14 protein-coding genes are annotated in these 18,958 nt (G+C 73.6%); 10 read left to right on the top strand and 4 right to left on the bottom strand.

The annotated features are described in order from the left end of the window. The first annotated feature begins 7 nt into the window (after window positions 1-7). The 3 genes from cydD (at window position 8) to AC6JBM_RS34910 (ending at window position 3,994) form a co-directional block, all read left to right on the top strand. Window positions 8-1,660, top strand: coding sequence for a thiol reductant ABC exporter subunit CydD (gene cydD / locus AC6JBM_RS34920; RefSeq protein WP_497978225.1), 1,653 nt, complete (start codon window positions 8-10; stop codon window positions 1,658-1,660). Continuing rightward, window positions 1,660-3,228 carry a thiol reductant ABC exporter subunit CydC gene (cydC, locus tag AC6JBM_RS34915; protein ID WP_497986577.1) on the top strand — a complete coding sequence of 523 codons (1,569 nt, stop codon included), beginning with the start codon at window positions 1,660-1,662 and terminating at the stop codon, window positions 3,226-3,228. The genes cydD and cydC overlap by 1 nt, the downstream gene beginning before the upstream one ends. Window positions 3,229-3,292: 64 nt before the next feature. Continuing rightward, the gene (locus AC6JBM_RS34910) at window positions 3,293-3,994 is read left to right on the top strand and encodes a permease prefix domain 1-containing protein (RefSeq protein ID WP_497978224.1); all 702 of its coding nucleotides are present in this window, start codon (window positions 3,293-3,295) and stop codon (window positions 3,992-3,994) included. A 47-nt stretch (window positions 3,995-4,041) separates the two neighbouring features. Here AC6JBM_RS34910 and AC6JBM_RS34905 read toward each other — a convergent pair whose 3' ends face one another. Continuing rightward, a complete protein-coding gene (locus tag AC6JBM_RS34905) occupies window positions 4,042-4,377 on the bottom strand; it encodes a PadR family transcriptional regulator (RefSeq protein WP_433084737.1) in 336 nt (111 codons plus the stop codon). A gap of 116 nt (window positions 4,378-4,493) precedes the next feature. Here AC6JBM_RS34905 and AC6JBM_RS34900 point away from each other — a divergent pair, with 116 nt between their 5' ends. Next, entirely contained in the window at window positions 4,494-5,804 is a 1,311-nt protein-coding gene (locus AC6JBM_RS34900) for a hypothetical protein (RefSeq protein WP_497978223.1), read from the top strand. Between the two features lie 81 nt (window positions 5,805-5,885). Here AC6JBM_RS34900 and AC6JBM_RS34895 read toward each other — a convergent pair whose 3' ends face one another. The 3 genes from AC6JBM_RS34895 to AC6JBM_RS34885 form a co-directional block, all read right to left on the bottom strand. Beyond that, window positions 5,886-6,701 (bottom strand): hypothetical protein, encoded by an 816-nt coding sequence (locus tag AC6JBM_RS34895; protein ID WP_497978222.1) that lies wholly within the window; start codon window positions 6,699-6,701, stop codon window positions 5,886-5,888. Between the two features lie 33 nt (window positions 6,702-6,734). After that, window positions 6,735-7,484: a CPBP family intramembrane glutamic endopeptidase gene (locus tag AC6JBM_RS34890; RefSeq protein ID WP_497978221.1), complete on the bottom strand. Its 750-nt coding sequence runs from the start codon at window positions 7,482-7,484 to the stop codon at window positions 6,735-6,737. A 99-nt stretch (window positions 7,485-7,583) separates the two neighbouring features. Next, on the bottom strand, window positions 7,584-8,843 hold the full coding sequence (locus AC6JBM_RS34885; RefSeq protein ID WP_497978220.1) for a L,D-transpeptidase: 1,260 nt from the start codon (window positions 8,841-8,843) through the stop codon (window positions 7,584-7,586). 434 nt (window positions 8,844-9,277) lie between these two features. Between AC6JBM_RS34885 and gltB the strand changes: the two genes are divergently transcribed. The 6 genes from gltB (at window position 9,278) to AC6JBM_RS34855 (ending at window position 18,915) form a co-directional block, all read left to right on the top strand. Then, the gene (gltB, locus tag AC6JBM_RS34880) at window positions 9,278-13,819 is read left to right on the top strand and encodes a glutamate synthase large subunit (protein WP_497978219.1); all 4,542 of its coding nucleotides are present in this window, start codon (window positions 9,278-9,280) and stop codon (window positions 13,817-13,819) included. Further along, window positions 13,812-15,287 (top strand): glutamate synthase subunit beta, encoded by a 1,476-nt coding sequence (locus AC6JBM_RS34875; RefSeq protein WP_497978218.1) that lies wholly within the window; start codon window positions 13,812-13,814, stop codon window positions 15,285-15,287. Before gltB ends, AC6JBM_RS34875 begins: the two co-directional genes overlap by 8 nt. Window positions 15,288-15,343: 56 nt before the next feature. Then, window positions 15,344-16,114 carry a neutral zinc metallopeptidase gene (locus AC6JBM_RS34870; protein WP_497978217.1) on the top strand — a complete coding sequence of 257 codons (771 nt, stop codon included), beginning with the start codon at window positions 15,344-15,346 and terminating at the stop codon, window positions 16,112-16,114. Window positions 16,115-16,235: 121 nt separating this feature from the next. After that, entirely contained in the window at window positions 16,236-16,628 is a 393-nt protein-coding gene (locus tag AC6JBM_RS34865) for a hypothetical protein (protein WP_497978216.1), read from the top strand. Then, window positions 16,628-17,821, top strand: a complete 1,194-nt coding sequence (locus AC6JBM_RS34860; RefSeq protein WP_497978215.1) for a hypothetical protein — start codon at window positions 16,628-16,630, stop codon at window positions 17,819-17,821. The genes AC6JBM_RS34865 and AC6JBM_RS34860 overlap by 1 nt, the downstream gene beginning before the upstream one ends. A 23-nt stretch (window positions 17,822-17,844) precedes the next feature. Beyond that, window positions 17,845-18,915 (top strand): S8 family serine peptidase, encoded by a 1,071-nt coding sequence (locus tag AC6JBM_RS34855; RefSeq protein WP_497978214.1) that lies wholly within the window; start codon window positions 17,845-17,847, stop codon window positions 18,913-18,915. Window positions 18,916-18,958 lie beyond the last annotated feature (43 nt).

Below are 18,958 nucleotides of genomic sequence, written 5' to 3'. Positions count from 1 at the left end.
GCGACACGTGGACAGAAGACTTTTGCGGCTCGGGCCGGTCCGGCGTTATGTGCTGGTGCTGGCGGGCTCGGCGCTGATCGCCGCGGTGCTCGTCGTGGCGCAGGCGGTCAGCCTCGCGACCCTGCTCGCCGCGGCCGCCGGCGGGCGGCTCGACCGCACCGCGCTGGTCGTCGGCGCGGTGACGGTCCTGCTGCGCGGGCTGCACGCCGGCGCGCTGAGCGCCGTCGCCGGGCGGTCCGCCGCCGCGGTCAAGGCCCACCTGCGCGAGCAGCTGCTCGACGCGGCCGCGCGGCGCGGGCCCGCCTGGCTGTCGGGGCAGCGCGCGGGGGAGCTCGCGACCCTGGCCGGCCGCGGGGTCGACGGCCTCGACGGATACCTCACCGGCTACCTGCCGCAGGTCTTCCTGGCCGCGTTCGTCCCGCTCGCGACCCTGGGCTGGCTCGCCGTGACCGACTTCGCCTCGGCGGTCGCCGTCGCCCTGACCCTGCCGCTCATCCCGGTCTTCGGCATCCTCGTCGGCCGGTCCACCGGCGCCCGCACCCAGCGCCAGTGGCACGAGCTCTCCCGGCTCGGCGGGCACTTCCTCGACACCGTGCGCGGCCTGGCGACCCTGCGCGCGCACGGCCGCGCGGGCGCGTACGTGCGGCGGGTGCGGGAGAACGCGGAGGGGTACCGCCGCGCCACGATGCGCACCCTGCGCCTGGCGTTCCTGTCCGCCCTGGTGCTGGAGCTGGTCGCGACCGTCTCGGTCGCGCTGGTCGCCGTGCCCGTCGGGCTGCGGCTGCTGGACGGCCGCCTCACGCTCGGCGCCGCGCTGGCCGTGCTGCTGCTCGCGCCCGAGGCCTACCTGCCGCTGCGCGCCCTGGGTACCAGGTTCCACGCCAGCCAGGAGGGGCTCGCGGCTTCCGCCGAGGTCCACGCCGTGCTGCACGACGCGCCGGGCCCCGGCGGCAGCCCGGCGACCACCGAGGCCCGGCTGCCACCGGCGGACGCGGCCCTGGTGCTGGAGCGGGTGGAGGTCCGCTACGGCGACGTCCTCGCCCTGCGCGACGCGAGCCTGACGATCGAGCCCGGCGACCGGGTGGCCCTGGTCGGCCCGAGCGGCGGCGGCAAGTCCACGCTGCTCTCGCTGGTGCTCGGCTTCACCACGCCCACCTCGGGCCGCGTTCTGGCCGGCGGCGTGGACCTCGCCGCCCTCGACCTCGCGGCCTGGCGCGCCCGGCTCGCCTGGCTGCCGCAGCGCCCGCACCTGTTCGCCGGCACCGTGGCCGACAACATCCGCCTCGGCGCGCCCGGGCCGAGCCTGGACGAGGTGGTCACGGCCGCGCGCGCCGCCGAGGCCGACGGTTTCGTGCGCGCGCTGCCGTCCGGCTACGACACCGACCTCGCCCTGCACGGCCTGTCCAGCGGCCAGCGCCAGCGCCTGGCCATGGCGCGGGCCTGGCTGCGCACGGACGCGTCGCTGCTGCTGTTCGACGAGCCGACGGCGCGCCTGGACGCGGCCAGCGAGGCGGCGGTCGTGGCCTCTGCGGCCCGCCTGGCGGCCGGCCGCACGGCGCTGCTGGTCGCCCACCGCCCGGCCCTGCTGTCGATCGCCACGCGCACGGTCACCGTCGACGGCCGCCTGACCGAGTCGCGCAGCCCGGTGGTGGCCGCGTGATGCTGAACCCGCCGGCGGTGCTGCGGCTCGCCTTCGCCGGCCTCCTCGCCGTGCTGACGGAAGCCGCCGGGATCGGCCTGGTCGGCACCGCGACCTGGATGATCGTGCGGGCGGCCGACCAGCCGCCGCTGGCCGCACTGGCCGTCGCCATCGCCGCGGTGCGCGCGTTCGCGCTGCTCAAGGGCGGCATCCGGTACGCCGAGCGCCTGGCCGGCCACGACGTGGTCCTGCGCGTCCTGGCGTCGCTGCGCACCCGCTCCTTCGCCGCCCTGGCCGCCCGCAACGAGGCGCCCGCGGCCGGGGACGCGCTCAGCCGGGTGGTGTCCGATGTGGACGCCGTGCAGGACCTGCTGCTGCGGGCCGTCCTGCCCGCCGCGACCGCCGCCGTCGTCGGCGTCGCCGCCGTGGCCGCCTTCGCCGTCGTCTCGCCGCCGGCCGCGCTGGTGCTGGCCGCCGCCCTGCTCGTGGCCGGCCTGCTGCTGCCCCTGCTCGGCAAGGCCCTGTCCCGCCCGGCCGCCTCGCTGGCCGCCGCCCGCGGCGACGTCACCCGCTCCACTGTGGACATCGCGCACGGCGCCGCGGAGCTGCTCGCCTTCGGCGCCATGCCGGCCGCCCTGGCCACCGCCGCCGAGCGCTCGCGGCGCCTGGCCCGCCTGGAGACGCGCGCCGCGGCCGCCGGGGCGGTCGTCTCGGCGGCCGCGACGGTCGTGCCGGCGGCGGCCGCCCTGGCCGTCGCCGCCCTCGTGTCCGGCTCCGCCGCACCGGTGCTCGCGCTCGTGGCGCTGAGCGTGGGCGAGGTGGTCGTGCCGCTGGCCGGGGCCGCCGCGCGCCAGGCCGAGGTGCGGGGCGCCCTGAGCCGGGTCCGTGAGCTCGTGGCCACGGGCGCGCCGGACGCACCCGATGCACCGGACGCGCAGGAGTTGCGGGCCTGCCGCGACCCGGTCTCGGTCCGGCTGCACGGCGTGACGGTGCGCTATCCGCACGGCGGCCGCGACGCACTGTCCGATGTGGACCTGGTCCTCCCGGCCGGCCGCCGGGTCGCCGTCGTCGGCCCGAGCGGCGCCGGGAAGTCCACGCTGCTGTCCGCGATCGCGGGCGCGGTCCCGCTGCGCGACGGGCGGATCGAGGGCCGCCCGCCGGGGGCCGAGCCCTGGCAGGTCGCCGGCGGGGTCTTCGCCGACGCGTACGTCTTGCACGCGACCGTGCGCGAGAATCTCACTCTCGGCCGGGCCGGCTTCGGCGACGCCGACCTGCGGGCCGCCCTGTCCGCGGCCGGGCTGCCCGCCTACGCCGACCGGCTGGACGAGCTCGTGGGGGAGGACGGCGGGCGGCTCTCCGGCGGGCAGCGCCAGCGGCTGCTGCTGGCCCGGGCCCTGGTCGACCCGCCGCCGGTGCTGCTGCTGGACGAGCCCACCGAGGGCCTCGACCCGGCGGCCGCGGACGCGGTGCTGGCGACGGCCCTGCGCGCGGCCGGGGACCGCACGGTCGTGGTGGTGACCCACCGCCGCGCCGACCTGACCGCCTTCGACGACGTGGTGACCGTCGCGGACGGCCGCGTCACGGGGTGACGATGGTCCCGGGTCGGGCAGGGCTTCTGGCCTTGCGGCGGGGCGCTGTGCAATTCTTGAGCGCGTGAAGGGGGTGCCGCGGCCCGCGACCGGACCGATCGACGCGTATGTCGACGGCCTCGCCGCCGCGCTGCGCGGACCCGGGCGCATGCGCGCGGAGATGATCACCGAGGCCCGGCACAGTCTCGAGGACGCCGCCGCCGCGCACGCCGACGCGGGCCTCGGCGCAGCGGAGGCGGAGCGCGCCGCCGTGGCCGAGTTCGGGACGCTGGACGAGGTCGCGCCGGCCTATCAGGCCGAGCTCGCCGCGCAGCAGGGGCGGCGGACCGCGACCTGGATCGCGCTGGCGCTGCCGCTCGTGAACGTGCTCGCGCCGCTCATGTGGTGGGACAGCCCGTGGAGCGTCAACGAGCACGCCTCGCACCTCTACTGGGTGCTCGTCGACCACTTCAAGTACACGTCGTTCGTGGCCGCCGGCGTCGCGGCGCTCGTGGTGCTCGGGTTCTCGTGGGGGAGCCGGTATCTGCGCGACGGCGTGCGGTACACCCGGCTCGTCGGGCTCGGGGCGATGACCTTCCTCGGGCCGCACGCGCTGCTCGGGGCGGCCGTGTTCGGGCTCAGCATCTACCAGTGGCCGGCCGCGGCGACCTGGCCGCCGGTGATCCTCGGGATGGCGGGGAACCTCGCCGCCTTCGGCTATGCCGGGCTCATGTCGGTGCGCTGCTTCCAGTTCGCGGTGCACGCGCGGGCCGCGGTCGCCGCCTGACGAGCCCGCGGCCGGGGAGGCCGGCGAGCGGGTCAGGCGAGCGGGGCCTAGGAGGCGGGAGCCGCCGGGGGCATCAGGACCGCGCCGATCGTCGAGGTGAACTCCTGCCAGGCCGAGCGCTCCTCGGTCAGCACCTTGCGGCCCGCGTTGGTCAGGCGGTAGGTCCGGCGCTCCCGGCCGCCCACCGTCGACCAGGCGCTCTCCACGTAGCCCGCGCGCTCGAGGCGGCGCAGGGCCGGATAGACGGTGCCGGTGGGGAGGGTCAGGGAGCCGCCGCTGCGCTCCTGGAGGGCCTCGATGATCGCGTAGCCGTGGCGGGGTTCGCCGTCGAGCACCGCGAGCAGGAGTGCGTCGAGGTGCCCCCGTAGCGCGTCCGCCTTCATGTGTAGCGAGTCTACGGGTTCGGGTCCCGGCGCGCCACGGCAGGGGTTTAGGGATCGTGACCTTGGGCAGGACCGCTGCACGAAAAACGTTTCTGGGGGGATCTGGTGGGAACGGCATGAGGCGGCGGGCCGAAACCGCGCGGGATGTCGATCTGCAATGGCCCACGGGGCTGGGGATCGCGCTGGCGATGGCGTCCGGGCGGGGACTGGCCTACCGGCGGGGCGTGCCCCGGCCCGTGGTGGCGGCCCCGCGATGGAGCGCCGCGGGGCGGGCGGCGGAGTCCGCCGTCGACGCCGGGGGCGTGGCCCGGTGGCTCACGGGACAGTTGCCGGCCGGGCGGTACCACGGCCTCGTCATCGGCTCGCCCCACGGCGCGGCGCTGCATCTGGCCGCGGCGCTCGGGGTGCCGTGGCTGCCCGCGGGGTTCGAGCTGGCCACGCCGGACCTCGCGGTGCGGGAGCGGAGCACGGGCAGTACCGCCGCCGACAACACGGCCGCGGCGAAGGCGGGCGAGCGCGGTGCGCGGGCGGTCCTCGCCGCGAACCCGGACGTCGCGGTGCGGCAGGTCTACGACCCGGTGTGGCGCGGGTGGTCCACGGCGGCGGCCGCGTACTCGGTGGTGCGCTGGCAGCGCCTGCCCGACGCCTACCGGGACTGGATCGCGGAGCGGCTGCGCCCGGGCGCGCCGGTCATCGTGACCCGCGACGTCGGGCGCTGGGCGACCGTGGCGGGCCAGCCGGGGTACGCCTTCCAGCTCGGCAGCCGCGCCTCGGGCCTGGCCCCGGAGGACTACCTCGACCGGCGCGACGCCGCGGTGCTCGGGGAGCGGCCGGTCGACAGCGACTGCGAGCGCAGCGTCGACCGCGGGCTCGTCGAGGACCTGCGCCGGTTCGCGGCCGCGCACGGCCACCCTGTGCGCCAGGTGCTCTACCGGCACCCGGACGTGCTCAGCGGGGCCGTCGCCGACCTGTACCGCGACTGGCTGCGCGCGGGCCACCGCACCGGCAACCGGCTGGTGGTCGAGTGCGGGCGGCTGCTGGACCCGTGGCACGTGGTGCGGGCGGGGCTGGTGCCGTACTGGTGCGAGCACCCCCTGCGCGCCGCCGTCCGCGCGGTCTCGTGGTGGCTGGCCGGCAGCGAGCCGTTCACCGCCGTCGACGTGCTGCCCGAGCCGCCCGGCGTGACGCTGCCGACCACCGCGCCGCTGGCCGAGTGGGAGGCGGTCGCGGGGTTCGCGACCCGGCACGGGCAGGTCGACCCGCGGTGCGCGCGGGCCTACCCGTCCGGCGCCGTCCCCGCCCACCACGCGACCCAGGTGCTGCGCTCCCAGCCGCCGGACCTGCCGTATCTGCCGTTCCTGGAGGCGGAGTCCGCGCTCGTCGGGCTCGCCGAGCGCGGACAGACCGACGGCCTGCTGGTGCTCTAGCCGCTCGGCCAACGTGTGCGAGGGGGTTTGGGTGGAGCGGAGCTCCCCCAACGGGGAGCGACCGAAGGGAGCGCGGCAGCTTCAGGCGGCCGTGGCGTCCTCGGACTTCTCCTTGTTCTTCTGCACCTTGCTGATGACGTCGTGCAGGGGCTTCGTGCCGCTGCCGACCACCACGCCGGTGATGATCGCGTCGATCCACACCGGGATGCCCTGCCAGCCGTCGCCCGCGATGGAGTGCAGCAGGTAGAGCCCGCCGGACGCGGAGGCGACGGTGGCCAGGGCGACCGCGATGCCCCAGGAGATCAGGCCCCGGTCGGCGCGGCCCCGGTCCACCATGGACTTCGCGTGCGCGACCTGGACGAGGTCGTCGAGGGTGGCGTCGTGGTACTTGTTCGCCATGTTCGCCACCGCCTTCTCCAGCTCGCCCTTGGCGTGCTGGCCGGGCATGAACCGCGCGAAGGGCTCGAGCACGCGCTCGACCGCGGTGGCGAACGCGAACAGCACCCCGAACAGGGCGGTCGCGTCCGGCAGGTGGATCTCGTCGGCGTTGATGCCGAAGTGGTACAGCGCCCAGGACCCGGCCCCGCCCGCCGCGACGAGCGCGAACGCCACGATCAGCGAGCCGACGCTGGCCGGCTGGGTGGCGACCGCGGCGGCCTCGCTGCCGGGCGCGGCCGGGGGCGTGTCGGGCCCGACGGCGACCGCGGCGCCGGCCACCTCCCCGGGGACCGCGGTCACCCCGGGGACCCCGCCCGACGCGGCGGTCGGCTGGGCCGGGATGCGCTGGGTGACGTCCTGGTCCGGCGGGACGGCCAGGTTCTGCGGTGCGACCGTGGCGGCGGCCACGACCCGGTTGCTGGAGGTGCCGAGGACGACATTGCGTCGGACCAGTGCCATGCGCGAGAGGCTAGCGCTCGTCGATGGCCCGGATCATCCTGGGGACGGCGACCCGACAGGCGGGGCCGGCGCCGGGGTCTCGGGCGGGAAACGGCTCAGCGCGAACGGGCCGAGGTCGACGGCGGCGTGCACGAGCACCGGCAGGAGCAGGCTGCCCGTGAACACGTACAGCACCGTCGCGCACGCCCCGAAGACCGAGGTGCCGACGATGCCGGGCAGCCCCTGGTACAGGTGGCCGAGGCCGAAGAACAGGCTCACGAGCGCGCCCGCGATCCAGACGTTCAGGTGCAGCCCGCCGACCGCGCCGGCCAGGAAGGCGCCCCGGAACACCAGCTCCTCGCAGATGCCCGCGGTGAACGCGGTGCCGGCGCCCCACAGCCGCTCCCGGCCGGTGCGGGGGAGCAGGAACGCGACCTGGGGCGGGACGGCGGCGAGGCGGTGGCGCAGGAACCGGTCCCGGGCCCAGACCACCCCGGCGAAGAGCGCGGAGACGCCCAGCGCCAGCGCGATCCCGCCCGGGCCGGGCAGCCGCAGGCCGTAGTCGTCCGGGTCCACGCCGGGGCCGAACGCCATCGGGAGCAGGGCCACGGCGCTCAGCAGCCACCAGCTCAGGATGTACCGCCGATGGAACCGGATCCGGCCGTCGGGCCGCGACTCGATCTCGGCCCGGCGGCGCGCCACGGTGCCGGGCGAGCGCGCGATGCGCACCACGAACCAGGCCACGAGCAGCGCGAGGACGGCCGCGCCCGCGGGGCCGAAGCGGGGGTCGATCCAGGGGGTCACCGGGCAATGATGACAGCGAAAGGGCCGCCGCCTCGTCCTCGCGGACGGGCGGCGGCCCCGGTGAACGCTTGAGCTGCCCTGGTGTTGCTGGTGCTGGAGCTAGGCCGAGGCCGAGGGGTTCGCGGACGCCGGAGTGCTCGGCGTCGCGACGGTGGTGTCGGCCGGCGGCGGCAGTGCGCTGCCCTTGACGTACTCGTCCCAGGACTTGTCCCAGTCGGTCCAGCCGTTGCCCCAGGCGAGCTTGCGGGTCGTGTTCTTCACGATCACGACGTCGCCGATCTTGGTCAGGTTGTAGAGGTACTTCGCGTTCGACTCCGACACGTTGGTGCACCCGTGCGACACGTTGCGCTTGCCCTGGTCGCCCACCGACCACGGGGCGGAGTGGATGTACTCCCCGCCGCTGGTCATGCGCTGCGTCCAGTAGACGGTCTCGCGGTACGGGTCGTCGGGGTCGGTGCCGACGAACAGCTCGGACTGGTTCTTGTCCATGACCACCATGTTCCCGGAGGACGAGGGGGTCTTGGCCTTGCCGAGGCTGACCGGCATCGTCTTGATGACCGTGCCGTTCTGCTCCACCGTCATCTGGTGGGTCTTGTCGTCGGTCGTCATGACGATCTTGTCACCGATGCTGAACGTGCTCGTGACGTCCTTGGTGCCCCAGCCGGTCTTGGTGAGCTGGAGCCCGCCGACGGCCAGCCGGACGGTGATCTTGGTGCCGGCCTGCCAGTACTCCTTCGGGCGGTAGTGGACCTCGCCGCCGTTGAACCAGTACCAGGTGCCGACCTGCGGCGGCGTGCTGGTGACGATCAGCCGCTTCTGCACCGAGGCCCGCATCTCCTGCGGGACGCTGGAGCCGAACCGCACGACGACGGGCATGCCCACGCCGTACGTCTTGTTGTCCGCGACAGCCGTGGAGACGTTGACCGTCTTGCCGGGCTTCGCCATGGTCGTGAACGTGATCTTCTTGCCGGCGGTGTCGCCGGCCGAGGTCACGGTGGCCGAGTATTGCGTGCCGTACTTGAGCTGGGCCCCGGGCACCCACGCCGTCCCGTCGGCGTTGAGCCCGCCGTTCACCGCGGCACCGGAGGCGTCCGTCAGCGTCACCTGGGCGTTGGAGCCCGGGGGAGCCTGCAGGGACAGCTCGGTCGCGGTGGAGACGTTGCTCGCACCGTCGTCGGGAGCGGCGAAGGCCGCCTTGGGCTGCTCGGCGGCGGACGCGGAAGCCGAGGGGCCGCCGGCACTGCTGTCAGCGCCGGTCCATTTCGGTTTCGGCGAATCGTCGTTGCTGCATCCCGCAGCCAGAACGACGACGCTCGTGAGCGCGGCGATCGTGGCCAGTGCGCGTGCGGAGACTCCCATGTCCACACCTCCTTCGTTGGGCTAGAGCATGCACCGGTTACCGCACCGGTGTATCCCGTGTTAGTGCCACTGGTTCACAGTTCCGCGAACTGTGTGGTGGCGGGCGATCTTGCCGTGCATCATCGTAGGAAGTAACGGATGGCGAGGGCCACCCGCTCGTTGGACGTCTTCCGGACTGCCACAGGTTGCGTGACAGTTCGGTAACGACCGCTCGAGCGTCCGCTCCGTGGGATTTGTCACGATCCCGCGCGGTAGGTTTCCGGCCCGTACGCACGGTACGTTGTCTCGCAACATACGCGGCGGGCGCGCTCGGCATGCGGTACGGACTCGAGTACCGAGCATGCAACTTGCGCCCGCTCTTCGCGTACACTGGCGAGACCGCTCCTCAGGGCCGACGTTGTCCCGACTTGCACTCGATGACGTCAGGAGGCCCGATGGTGTATCCCGGACCGCAGCAGCAGGGTCTGTACGACCCGGCTTTCGAGCACGACGCCTGCGGGGTCGCCTTCGTCGCCGACATCCACGGCCGCAGGTCCCATGACGTCGTGTTCAAGGGGCTCTCGGCGCTGCGCCGGATGGACCACCGTGGCGCCCGCGGTGCCGAGCCGAACACCGGCGACGGCGCGGGCATCATGATCCAGATCCCGGACGCGTTCCTGCGTGAGGCCGTGCCGTTCCCGCTGCCCCCCGCCGGGCAGTACGCGACCGGCCTGGCCTTCCTGCCCACCGACGACGACGCGGCCGCGCGCGCCCAGCGGGTGCTGGAGAAGTACGCGCTGGTCGAGGGCGCCCAGGTGCTCGGCTGGCGCGACGTGCCGGTCGACGCGAGCGACCTCGGGGCCACCGCCCTGGCCGCGATGCCCCGCATTCGCCAGGTGTTCGTGAGCGCCGAGCGGCTCGGCGCGCCCGGCACCGTGCTCGAGGGCCTGGAGCTCGACCGGGTCGTCTACTGCGTGCGCAAGCAGACCGAGCGGGAGACCCGGGAGCGGGGGATCCAGCTGTACCTCCCGTCGCTGTCGTCCCGCACGATCACCTACAAGGGCATGCTCACCCCGGACCAGGTCGTGTCCTTCTTCCCCGACCTGTCCGACGAGCGGGTGGCCTCGGCCATCGCGCTGGTGCACTCGCGCTTCTCGACGAACACGTTCCCGAGCTGGGAGCTCTCCCACCCGTACCGCATCATCGCCCACAACGGCGAGATCAACACGATCCGCGGCAACCGCAACTGGATGGCCGCCCGCGAGGCGCTGCTGGCCAGCGAGAACCTGCCCGGCAACATCCGCCGGCTGTTCCCGATCTGCACGCCGGAGGCGTCGGACTCGGCGAACTTCGACGAGGTCCTCGAGCTGCTGCACCTGGCCGGGCGGAGCCTGCCGCACGCGGTGCTCATGATGATCCCGGAGGCGTGGGAGAACGACCCGCGGATGGACCCGCTGCGCCGGGCCTTCTACCGCTTCCACGCCTGCCTGATGGAGCCGTGGGACGGCCCCGCCAGCGTCGCGTTCACCGACGGCACCGTGGTCGGCGCCGTGCTCGACCGCAACGGCCTGCGCCCGGGCCGCTGGTGGCAGACCAGCGACGGCCTGGTCGTGCTGGCCAGCGAGGCCGGCGTGCTCGACATCGACCCGGCCACCATCGTCGCCAAGGGCCGCTCGGCCCCCGGCAAGATGCTGCTGGTCGACACCGCGGCGGGCCGCATCCGCACCGACGACGAGGTCAAGGCCGAGCTGGCCGCGGCCGAGCCGTACGAGGAGTGGCTGCACGCCGGGCTCATGGACCTCGACCAGCTGCCCGAGCGCGAGCACGTCGTCTACACGCACGACTCCGTGCAGCGGCGGCAGCAGACGTTCGGGTACACCGAGGAGGAGCTCAAGATCCTCATCGGCCCGATGGCCCGGGCCGGCGCCGAGCCGCTGGGCTCGATGGGCACCGACACCCCCGTCGCCGTGCTCTCGACCCGCCCGCGGCTGATGTACGACTACTTCACCCAGCTCTTCGCCCAGGTCACCAACCCGCCGCTGGACGCGATCCGCGAGGAGCTGGTCACCAGCGTCGCGGCCACCATCGGCCCCGAGGGCAACCTGCTGCGCCCGGGCCCGGCGTCGTGCCGGCAGATCGCGCTGCCGTACCCGGTCATCGACAACGACGACCTGGCCAAGATCCTGCACATCGACGAGGACGGCGACCTGCCCGGCTTCAAGGCCGTGCGGGTGTCGGGCCTCTACCCCGTGCGCGACGGCGCCACCGGCATCAAGCGGCGGCTGGTCGAGATCATGCGCGGCGTCTCCGAGGCCATCGAGGACGGCGTGCGCATCCTGGTGCTCTCCGACCGCGACTCCACCGTCGACCTCGCCCCGATCCCGTCGCTGCTGCTCACCGCGGCGGTGCACCAGCACCTGGTCCGGGAGCAGACCCGCACCCAGGTCTCGCTGGTGGTCGAGTCCGGCGACTGCCGCGAGGTGCACCACGTCGCGCTGCTGTCCGGCTTCGGCGCCTCCGCGGTGAACCCGTACCTCGCCTTCGAGAGCGTCGAGGACCTCATCAACACCGGCGCGCTCGCGAACGTCGACCCGGACACCGCGGTCCACAACTACGTCAAGGCGCTCGGCAAGGGCGTCCTGAAGATCATGTCCAAGATGGGCATCTCGACCGTCTCGTCGTACTGCGGCGCCCAGGTCTTCGAGGCCGTCGGGCTCGACCCGCGGCTCGTCGAGCGGTACTTCACCGGCACCCCGAGCAAGATCGGCGGCATCGGCCTGGCCGAGGTGCACGCGGAGATCGCCGCCCGGCACGCCCGCGCCTACCCGGCCAACGAGGCCGAGCGGGCGCACCGCCGGCTCGAGGTCGGCGGCGAGTACCAGTGGCGCCGCGAGGGCGAGCTGCACCTGTTCAACCCGGAGACCGTGTTCCTGCTGCAGCACGCGACGCGCTCGCGGCAGTACGACGTCTTCCAGCGCTACACCGCGAGGGTCGACGAGCTGGCGGGCCGGGCGGGATCGCTGCGCGGCCTCTTCGAGCTGCGCACGGGCGTGCGTCCGGCGGTGCCGATCGACGAGGTGGAGCCGGCCGCGGAGATCGTCAAGCGCTTCGCGACGGGCGCCATGTCGTACGGCTCCATCTCGGCCGAGGCGCACGAGACGCTCGCGATCGCCATGAACAACATCGGCGGCAAGTCGAACACCGGCGAGGGCGGCGAGGAGGTCGACCGCCTGCACGACCCGCGCCGGCGCTCGGCCGTCAAGCAGATCGCCAGCGGTCGCTTCGGCGTCACCACCGAATACCTGGTCAACGCCGACGACCTGCAGATCAAGATGGCCCAGGGCGCCAAGCCGGGCGAGGGCGGGCAGCTGCCGGGCAACAAGGTGTGGCCCTGGATCGCCAAGACCCGCCACGCCACCCCCGGCGTCGGGCTCATCTCGCCGCCGCCGCACCACGACATCTACTCCATCGAGGACCTCGCCCAGCTGGTCTTCGACCTCAAGAACGTCAACCCGTCGGCGCGCGTGCACGTGAAGCTCGTGTCCGAGGTCGGCGTCGGCACCGTGGCCGCCGGCGTGGCCAAGACGAAGGCCGACGTCATCCTGATCTCCGGCCATGACGGTGGTACGGGCGCGTCGCCCCTGAACTCCCTCAAGCACGCCGGCACGCCGTGGGAGCTGGGCCTGGCCGAGACGCAGCAGACCCTGCTGCTGTCGGGGCTGCGGGACCGGGTCAGCGTGCAGGTCGACGGGCAGCTCAAGACCGGCCGGGACGTGGTCGTCGCGGCGCTGCTCGGCGCCGAGGAGTTCGGCTTCGCCACCGCGCCGCTCATCGTCTCCGGCTGCATCATGATGCGCGTCTGCCACCTCGACACGTGCCCGGTGGGCATCGCGACGCAGAACCCGGTGCTGCGCGAGCGGTTCACCGGCACCCCGGAGTTCGTCGAGAACTTCTTCTGGTTCCTGGCCGAGGAGGTGCGCTCCTACCTCGCCGAGCTCGGCTTCCGGACCCTGGACGAGGCGATCGGCCACACCGAGCTGCTCGACGTGCGCCCGGCGATCGACCACTGGAAGGCCGGCGGGCTCGACCTGACCCCGCTGCTGCACGTGCCGCCGATGGACGACGACGCGGCCCGGCGCCAGACCACCAAGCAGGACCACCGGCTCGAGCGGGCGCTGGACAACCAGCTCATCGCCGCGGTGTCCCCGGCGCTGGACGCCGGCGAGGCGGTCACGCTCGAGGTCACGGTGCGCAACGAGCACCGCTCGGTCGGCGCGATGCTCGGCGGCGAGGTCGTGCGGCGTGTCGGCGGGGCCGGCCTGCCCGACGACACCGTGCACATCACACTGCGGGGCGTGGCCGGGCAGTCCTTCGGCGCCTTCGTCCCCCGCGGGGTCACCCTGCGGCTGGTGGGCGAGGCCAACGACTACGTCGGCAAGGGCCTCTCCGGCGGGCGGCTCATCGTGCGCCCGGACGAGCGCGCGCCGTTCGTCGCCGAGGAGCAGACGATCGGCGGCAACACGGTGCTGTACGGCGCGACCGCGGGCAAGCTGTTCATGCGCGGCCGGGCCGGGGAGCGGTTCGCGGTGCGCAACTCCGGCGCCCTCGCGGTCGTCGAGGGCGTGGGCGACCACGGGTGCGAGTACATGACCGGCGGCACCGTGGTCGTGCTCGGCACCACGGGGCGCAACTTCGCCGCGGGCATGTCCGGCGGCGTGGCGTACGTGCACAACCTCGACCGGAACCTGGTCAACGCGGAGCTGGTCGACCTGCGGCCGGTCAGCGACCCCGAGAAGCTGCGGGCGTACATCGCCGAGCACCACGCCGAGACCGGCTCGGCGGTCGCGGAGCGGATGCTGGCCGGCTGGGGCACCGCGGTGGTGGAGTTCACCGAGGTCATGCCGCGCGACTACGAGCGCGCGATGGAGGCGATACGGGCCGCCGAGGCTGCCGGCCGCGACGTGGATGCGGCTGTCATGGAGGTGGCACGTGCCTGACCCGAACGGTTTCCTGAAGTACGAGCGGCGGCTGCCGGCCCGCCGGCCGGTTCCGGTGCGGCTGCAGGACTGGCGCGAGGTCTACCCGCCCGCGACCGACGAGCTGATCCGGGAGCAGGCCAGCCGCTGCATGGACTGCGGCATCCCGTTCTGCCACGACGGCTGCCCGCTGGGCAACCGCATCCCGGACTGGAACGACCTGGTCCGGGGCGGCGACTGGGACTTCGCGATCGAGGCCCTGCACGCGACGAACAACTTCCCGGAGTTCACCGGGCGGCTGTGCCCGGCCCCGTGCGAGGCGGCCTGCGTGCTGTCCATCGCCGGCGGCCAGGCGGTCACGATCAAGCAGGTCGAGGTCGAGATCATCAACCGCGCGGTGGCGGCCGGCCGGATCACCCCGCGCCCGGCGCCCGAGCGCTCGGGCAAGAGCGTGGGCGTGGTCGGCTCCGGCCCGGCCGGGCTCGCCGCCGCGCAGCAGCTGGCCCGGGCCGGGCACGACGTCGTGGTGTACGAGCGCGACGACGCCCTCGGCGGGCTCCTGCGCTACGGCATCCCGGACTTCAAGCTCGAGAAGGAGCACATCGAGCGCCGGCTCGAGCAGCTGACCGCGGAGGGGGTGCAGTTCCGCACCGGCGTCCACGTCGGCGTCACGGTCTCCGTGGACGAGCTGCGCGCCTCGCACGACGCGCTGCTGCTGGCCTGCGGCGCGCTGGCCGGCCGCGACACGCCCGAGACGCCCGGCCGCGAACTGCGCGGCGTCCACCTGGCGATGGAGCACCTGGTCGAGTCGAACCGCGTCGTCGCCGGCAGGCAGCCGTCGGCCGCGATCACGGCCGAGGGCAAGCACGTCATCATCATCGGCGGCGGCGACACCGCGGCCGACTGCCTGGGCGTCGCGCACCGGCAGGGCGCCGCGTCGGTGTTGCAGCTGGACCAGTACCCGACGCCGCCCGACCAGCGCGACGAGTCCCGCGACCCGTGGCCCACCTGGCCCTGGATCCTGCGCAACTACCCGGCCCACGAGGAGGGCGGCGAGCGCGCCTTCGCCGTCGCCGTGACCTCGTTCGAGGGCGACGCCGAGGGCAACCTCACCGCGGTGCGCATCGCCGAGGTCAAGGTGTCCAGAGTGGACGGCCGCCGCATCGTGAGCGTCGTGGAGGGGACCGAGCGGGAGTACCCGGCCGACCTCGTGCTGCTCGCGATCGGCTTCGAGGGCACCGAGGAGGGTCCGCTGCTGACCAACCTCGGCCTGACCCGCAACCGGCGCGGCGGCATCGACACCGACGCCACGTGGCAGAGCGCGGCGCCCGGCGTCTTCATCGCGGGCGACATGCACCGCGGCGCCTCGCTGATCGTGTGGGCCATCGCCGAGGGCCGCGCGGCGGCGGCGTCGATCCACGCGTACCTGGGCGGCGACGGCACCCTGCCCTCGCCGGTCGAGCCTTCCGCGGTGGCCCTGTCGGCCTGAGGTGCTAATCGGGTGCGGCCTTCTTCGGCAGGCCGCACCCGGGTACCCCCTCGGCCATGAAACGGGCTTTATGGGGTCTGGCCTTCGCGGTCTGCTGCTGGTTCCCCGCGCAGACGGCCCTCGCGAACGGCAGCTTCGCCTCGGACCTGAACATCGCCATCCGCGTCGCCGAGCACTACTGGGGCGCGAAGATCGTGGGCTTCCGCCCGATCACGAAGATCATCCCGTACGTCGTGGACGGCCAGATCTCCTGCGGGACCCAGCCGATCCCGGCCCAGAACGCGGCCTACTGCCCGATCGGCGACTTCATCGCCTACGATCGCACCTGGTCGGAGCAGGTCTACAACGACATGGGCGACGCGTTCGTGTTCTACCTCCTGGGCCACGAGTACGGTCACGGCATCCAGCAGCGCCTCGGCATCCAGTACCAGTTCACGATCTACCAGGAGCTGCAGGCCGACTGCTTCGCCGGCGCCATGATCGGCGACTCGATCCGCACCGGCGACCTGACGCTGGACACCGGCGACCTGGACGAGCTCAAGGCGGGCCTGATCTCGGTCGGCGACCCGCCGGACGAGCCGTGGTTCAAGGAGGGCGCCCACGGCTCGCCGCAGCAGCGGGAGTCGTCGTTCTTCGGCGGGTACGACCACGGCCTGGACTCCTGTGACGTGCACAAGGGCAGCCTCACGTCGACCACGCCGGCGGCGTTCCCGTCGCTGCCGGCACCGGCACCGACGCCGAGCTTCCCGGGCACGCGCAACCCGTTCCCGGGCTGGACCAACCCCCTGCCGGGCCCGACCACCCCGACGTGGCCCTTCTTCCCGTAGCCGTTTGCGTCTTTTGTGGCGGTTTGAGTCTTGTTCGGCACGGCGGCTTCGGGGTCGCCGCGCGCCGGGACGCTCCGTTACGGTCATCGGGTTCGATGCGCATCGTGGCGGGGAGGGCGCGGTGGGTGAACCGGGGTTCGTGGTCGAGCCGGGCGCGGTCCACGCGTTCGGGCGCGACTTCCAGCACGATCTGGACGTGCACCTGTCCGCGGAGAAGGTGCAGGCCCTGCACCTCTTCGCGGCCACGCCGGTGTTCGGCACCAGGGCGGTGAACAAGGACGTTCAGCAGGTGGTGACCACCTACCATGCCCGGCTCACCGAGCTGTTCGAGTTGATGGAAGTCCTGATCTTCAACGGCAGCGTGATGGCGCAGGCGGCACATCAGATCGCCGAGGCGTATGCATCGGCCGACGCTCTGTCGGCAGGCCGGATGAACCTCGTTGCCGGGGAGGCACGGGCGGCCGTGGCGCGTGATGCCGGCGCTGTCGACCCCAGGACCGGCAGGCCCGTCTGATGGCCAAGGACTATCGGGAGTACAAGCTTCCGGACCTGTGGAAGATCCTGCGGGACGAGGACGCGGAGGCCGGCTTCGTGCACGTCAACACCCTCAACCGGGTGCGGGCCGCGCTCGAGCAGCAGCGCGATCTGCTGAGGGCGCACCGCGACCGTCTGGCCGAGGGCTGGCCTCCGGGCCGCAGCGAGGCGGCGACGGCGTTCGTGGACAAGCTCAACGGGATGATCGACACCATGACGGCCACCGCGGGAGCCGTCAACCGCATCTGCATGGGCGTCGACGAGGCGTTCGCGGCGATCCGGGACGCGAAACGCCTGCTCGAGCCGATGCTGGCGGCGTATTCGGAACGCGGCCCGGGGCAGGGACTCCAGGTCGCCGACGCGAACCGGTCCCGGCTCGACCAGCGGGCGCGCGAAGTGCTGATGGCGGCTGACGCGAGGGTGACCGGTGCGGGTGCCAAGATCAGCACCGGCATGCCGTCGGTGGCGCGGTTCGCCGAGCCGACGGAGGTCGTCACGCAGGCCACGGACTCAGGCGGCGCAGGGCCCGGGTCCAAGGGCCGGACATCGGGGGGAGGTTCCGTTTCGGCGCTCCTGCCGGCGCCGCGATTCGATCCGCCGCCCCCATCGCAGGACCGTGACGGCCCAAGCCTCGGCGCGCCGGCCGATGGTGGCGGATTGGCGTTGAGCGGCGGGACGCCGGATCAGACGGCATCACCATTCGCCACCCCCACCGGCAACCCGGTGGCCTACCCGACGGACGTGATCGGCGGCGGCTATGGAGCCGATCGTTCCCGCCCGCTTCCGACGCCGGCATTCGGCGTTCGCGAAGGCATGGCACCGGGCGGAGTGATCGGTGCGCCCCGTCCCGCGAACGGCCCGGAAGAGCAGGGCGCTGCCGCGCCGATCGCTGGGGGCGGTATGCGGTCCGGTTCCTCGTCCGTGGCGCCGCGCCGGTCGGCGTCCGGAAGACCGGCCGCCTTCACCGAGGCCGAGCCGGCAAGGAGCCCGCGCGGTACGGCCGGCGGCGGCTACCGTGATCGCTCTTACGAGCGCTACCTGGAGCGGCGGCGCACGAGGCGCGGCGATGACGACGATGCGTGGGAAGTCATCGAGGGCGTCAGTCCGCTGATCGACGCGCCTCGTGAAAGGCCTCATGATCCCGGTCCGGGCGTCGTGGGAATCGACCGTTGACGACCTGGATTCGCCGTGGGTCCGTGGCCGCGGCGGCGACGGTCCTTGCGCTGCTGGCGACCGGCGGTCCGGCGGCCGCTGACAACGTCCGTGCGCGAGAGTGGCACGTCTCCGCGCTCGGCCTGACCGAAGCCCACAAGTCGAGCCAAGGAGACGGCGTGGTCGTCGCCGTGATGGACACCGGCGTCGACACGAAGCACGCGGAACTCGCCGGGGCGGTACTTCCGGGGAAAGGCTTCGGTGAAGGCAACGTCTCGGACGGCCGGAGCGACTCCGTCGGTCACGGTACCGCGGTGGCCGGCCTGATCGCAGGTCGCGGCCTTCCGGGCGGCGGGGGAGTGCTCGGTGTGGCGCCGAGGGCGTTGATCCTTCCGCTGCAGACCTTGCGCGGGGATGACGGACTGGGCGTTCCCGGATTCCTGGCCGAGGGCATCGACTGGGCGGTGGACAACGGCGCGAAGGTCATCTGCGTCGCCGGCGGGACCACGCAGGACGAGCAGGTTCAGGAAGCGGTCGACCGCGCGTTGCGGGCGGACGTCGTCGTGGTCGCCGCCGTCGGGAACCTCCCGCGCCAGACCACCGTGGCCTTTCCGGCCAGCCTGCCAGGGGTCCTCGCCGTGGGTGGAACGGACCGCGACGGCGAGCACGCCCCGGTGTCGGTGACGGGGCCGCAGACCCAGGTGGCCGCACCCGCGACCGACATCATCTCGACCGGGCTGGACGGCAACTACACGGTTTCCACGGGGACGAGTGACGCGACGGCGATTGTTGCCGGCGTTGTCGCGCTCGTCAGGGCCAGGTATCCCGGGCTCTCCGGCGCCGAGGTGGTGCGCCGCATCACCGCCACGGCGGTCGACAAGGGCGCGCCCGGCCGCGATGACGAGTTCGGGTTCGGCATCGTCGATCCCGTCGCCGCGCTCACCGCCGACGTCCGGCCGCTCCCCGGCTCCCCGGCGGCGTCCCCGGGCAGCGCTGTGCGGGGCGGGCAGGAGCCGGGTGGGAGCGGCGTGACGTGGGCCCTGGCCGGGGGTGGCGCGGTGCTGCTGGTGGGCGTGATGGTCGTGGTCCGGAGGCGGCGCCGGGCGCGACGCTGATCACCTCCGGCAGTGGGTGTGGCGATCACCCTTGGCGGGTAAG

The sequence above is a fragment of the Dactylosporangium thailandense genome (assembly GCF_059739745.1).
The sequence above is the reverse complement of the archived record's forward strand: the minus strand, read 5'-3'. Positions and strand labels throughout refer to the sequence as shown.

Excerpts from the sequence above, each read along its gene's own strand:
- cydC (WP_497986577.1), top strand. The coding sequence starts at position 1,660 with ATGCTGAACCCGCCGGCGGTGCTGCGGCTCGCCTTCGCCGGCCTCCTC.
- AC6JBM_RS34905 (WP_433084737.1), bottom strand. The coding sequence starts at position 4,377 with ATGAAGGCGGACGCGCTACGGGGGCACCTCGACGCACTCCTGCTCGCG.
- AC6JBM_RS34900 (WP_497978223.1), top strand. The coding sequence starts at position 4,494 with ATGAGGCGGCGGGCCGAAACCGCGCGGGATGTCGATCTGCAATGGCCC.
- AC6JBM_RS34895 (WP_497978222.1), bottom strand. The coding sequence starts at position 6,701 with ATGGCACTGGTCCGACGCAATGTCGTCCTCGGCACCTCCAGCAACCGG.
- AC6JBM_RS34885 (WP_497978220.1), bottom strand. The coding sequence starts at position 8,843 with ATGGGAGTCTCCGCACGCGCACTGGCCACGATCGCCGCGCTCACGAGC.
- gltB (WP_497978219.1), top strand. The coding sequence starts at position 9,278 with ATGGTGTATCCCGGACCGCAGCAGCAGGGTCTGTACGACCCGGCTTTC.
- AC6JBM_RS34860 (WP_497978215.1), top strand. The coding sequence starts at position 16,628 with ATGGCCAAGGACTATCGGGAGTACAAGCTTCCGGACCTGTGGAAGATC.
- AC6JBM_RS34870 (WP_497978217.1), top strand. The coding sequence starts at position 15,344 with ATGAAACGGGCTTTATGGGGTCTGGCCTTCGCGGTCTGCTGCTGGTTC.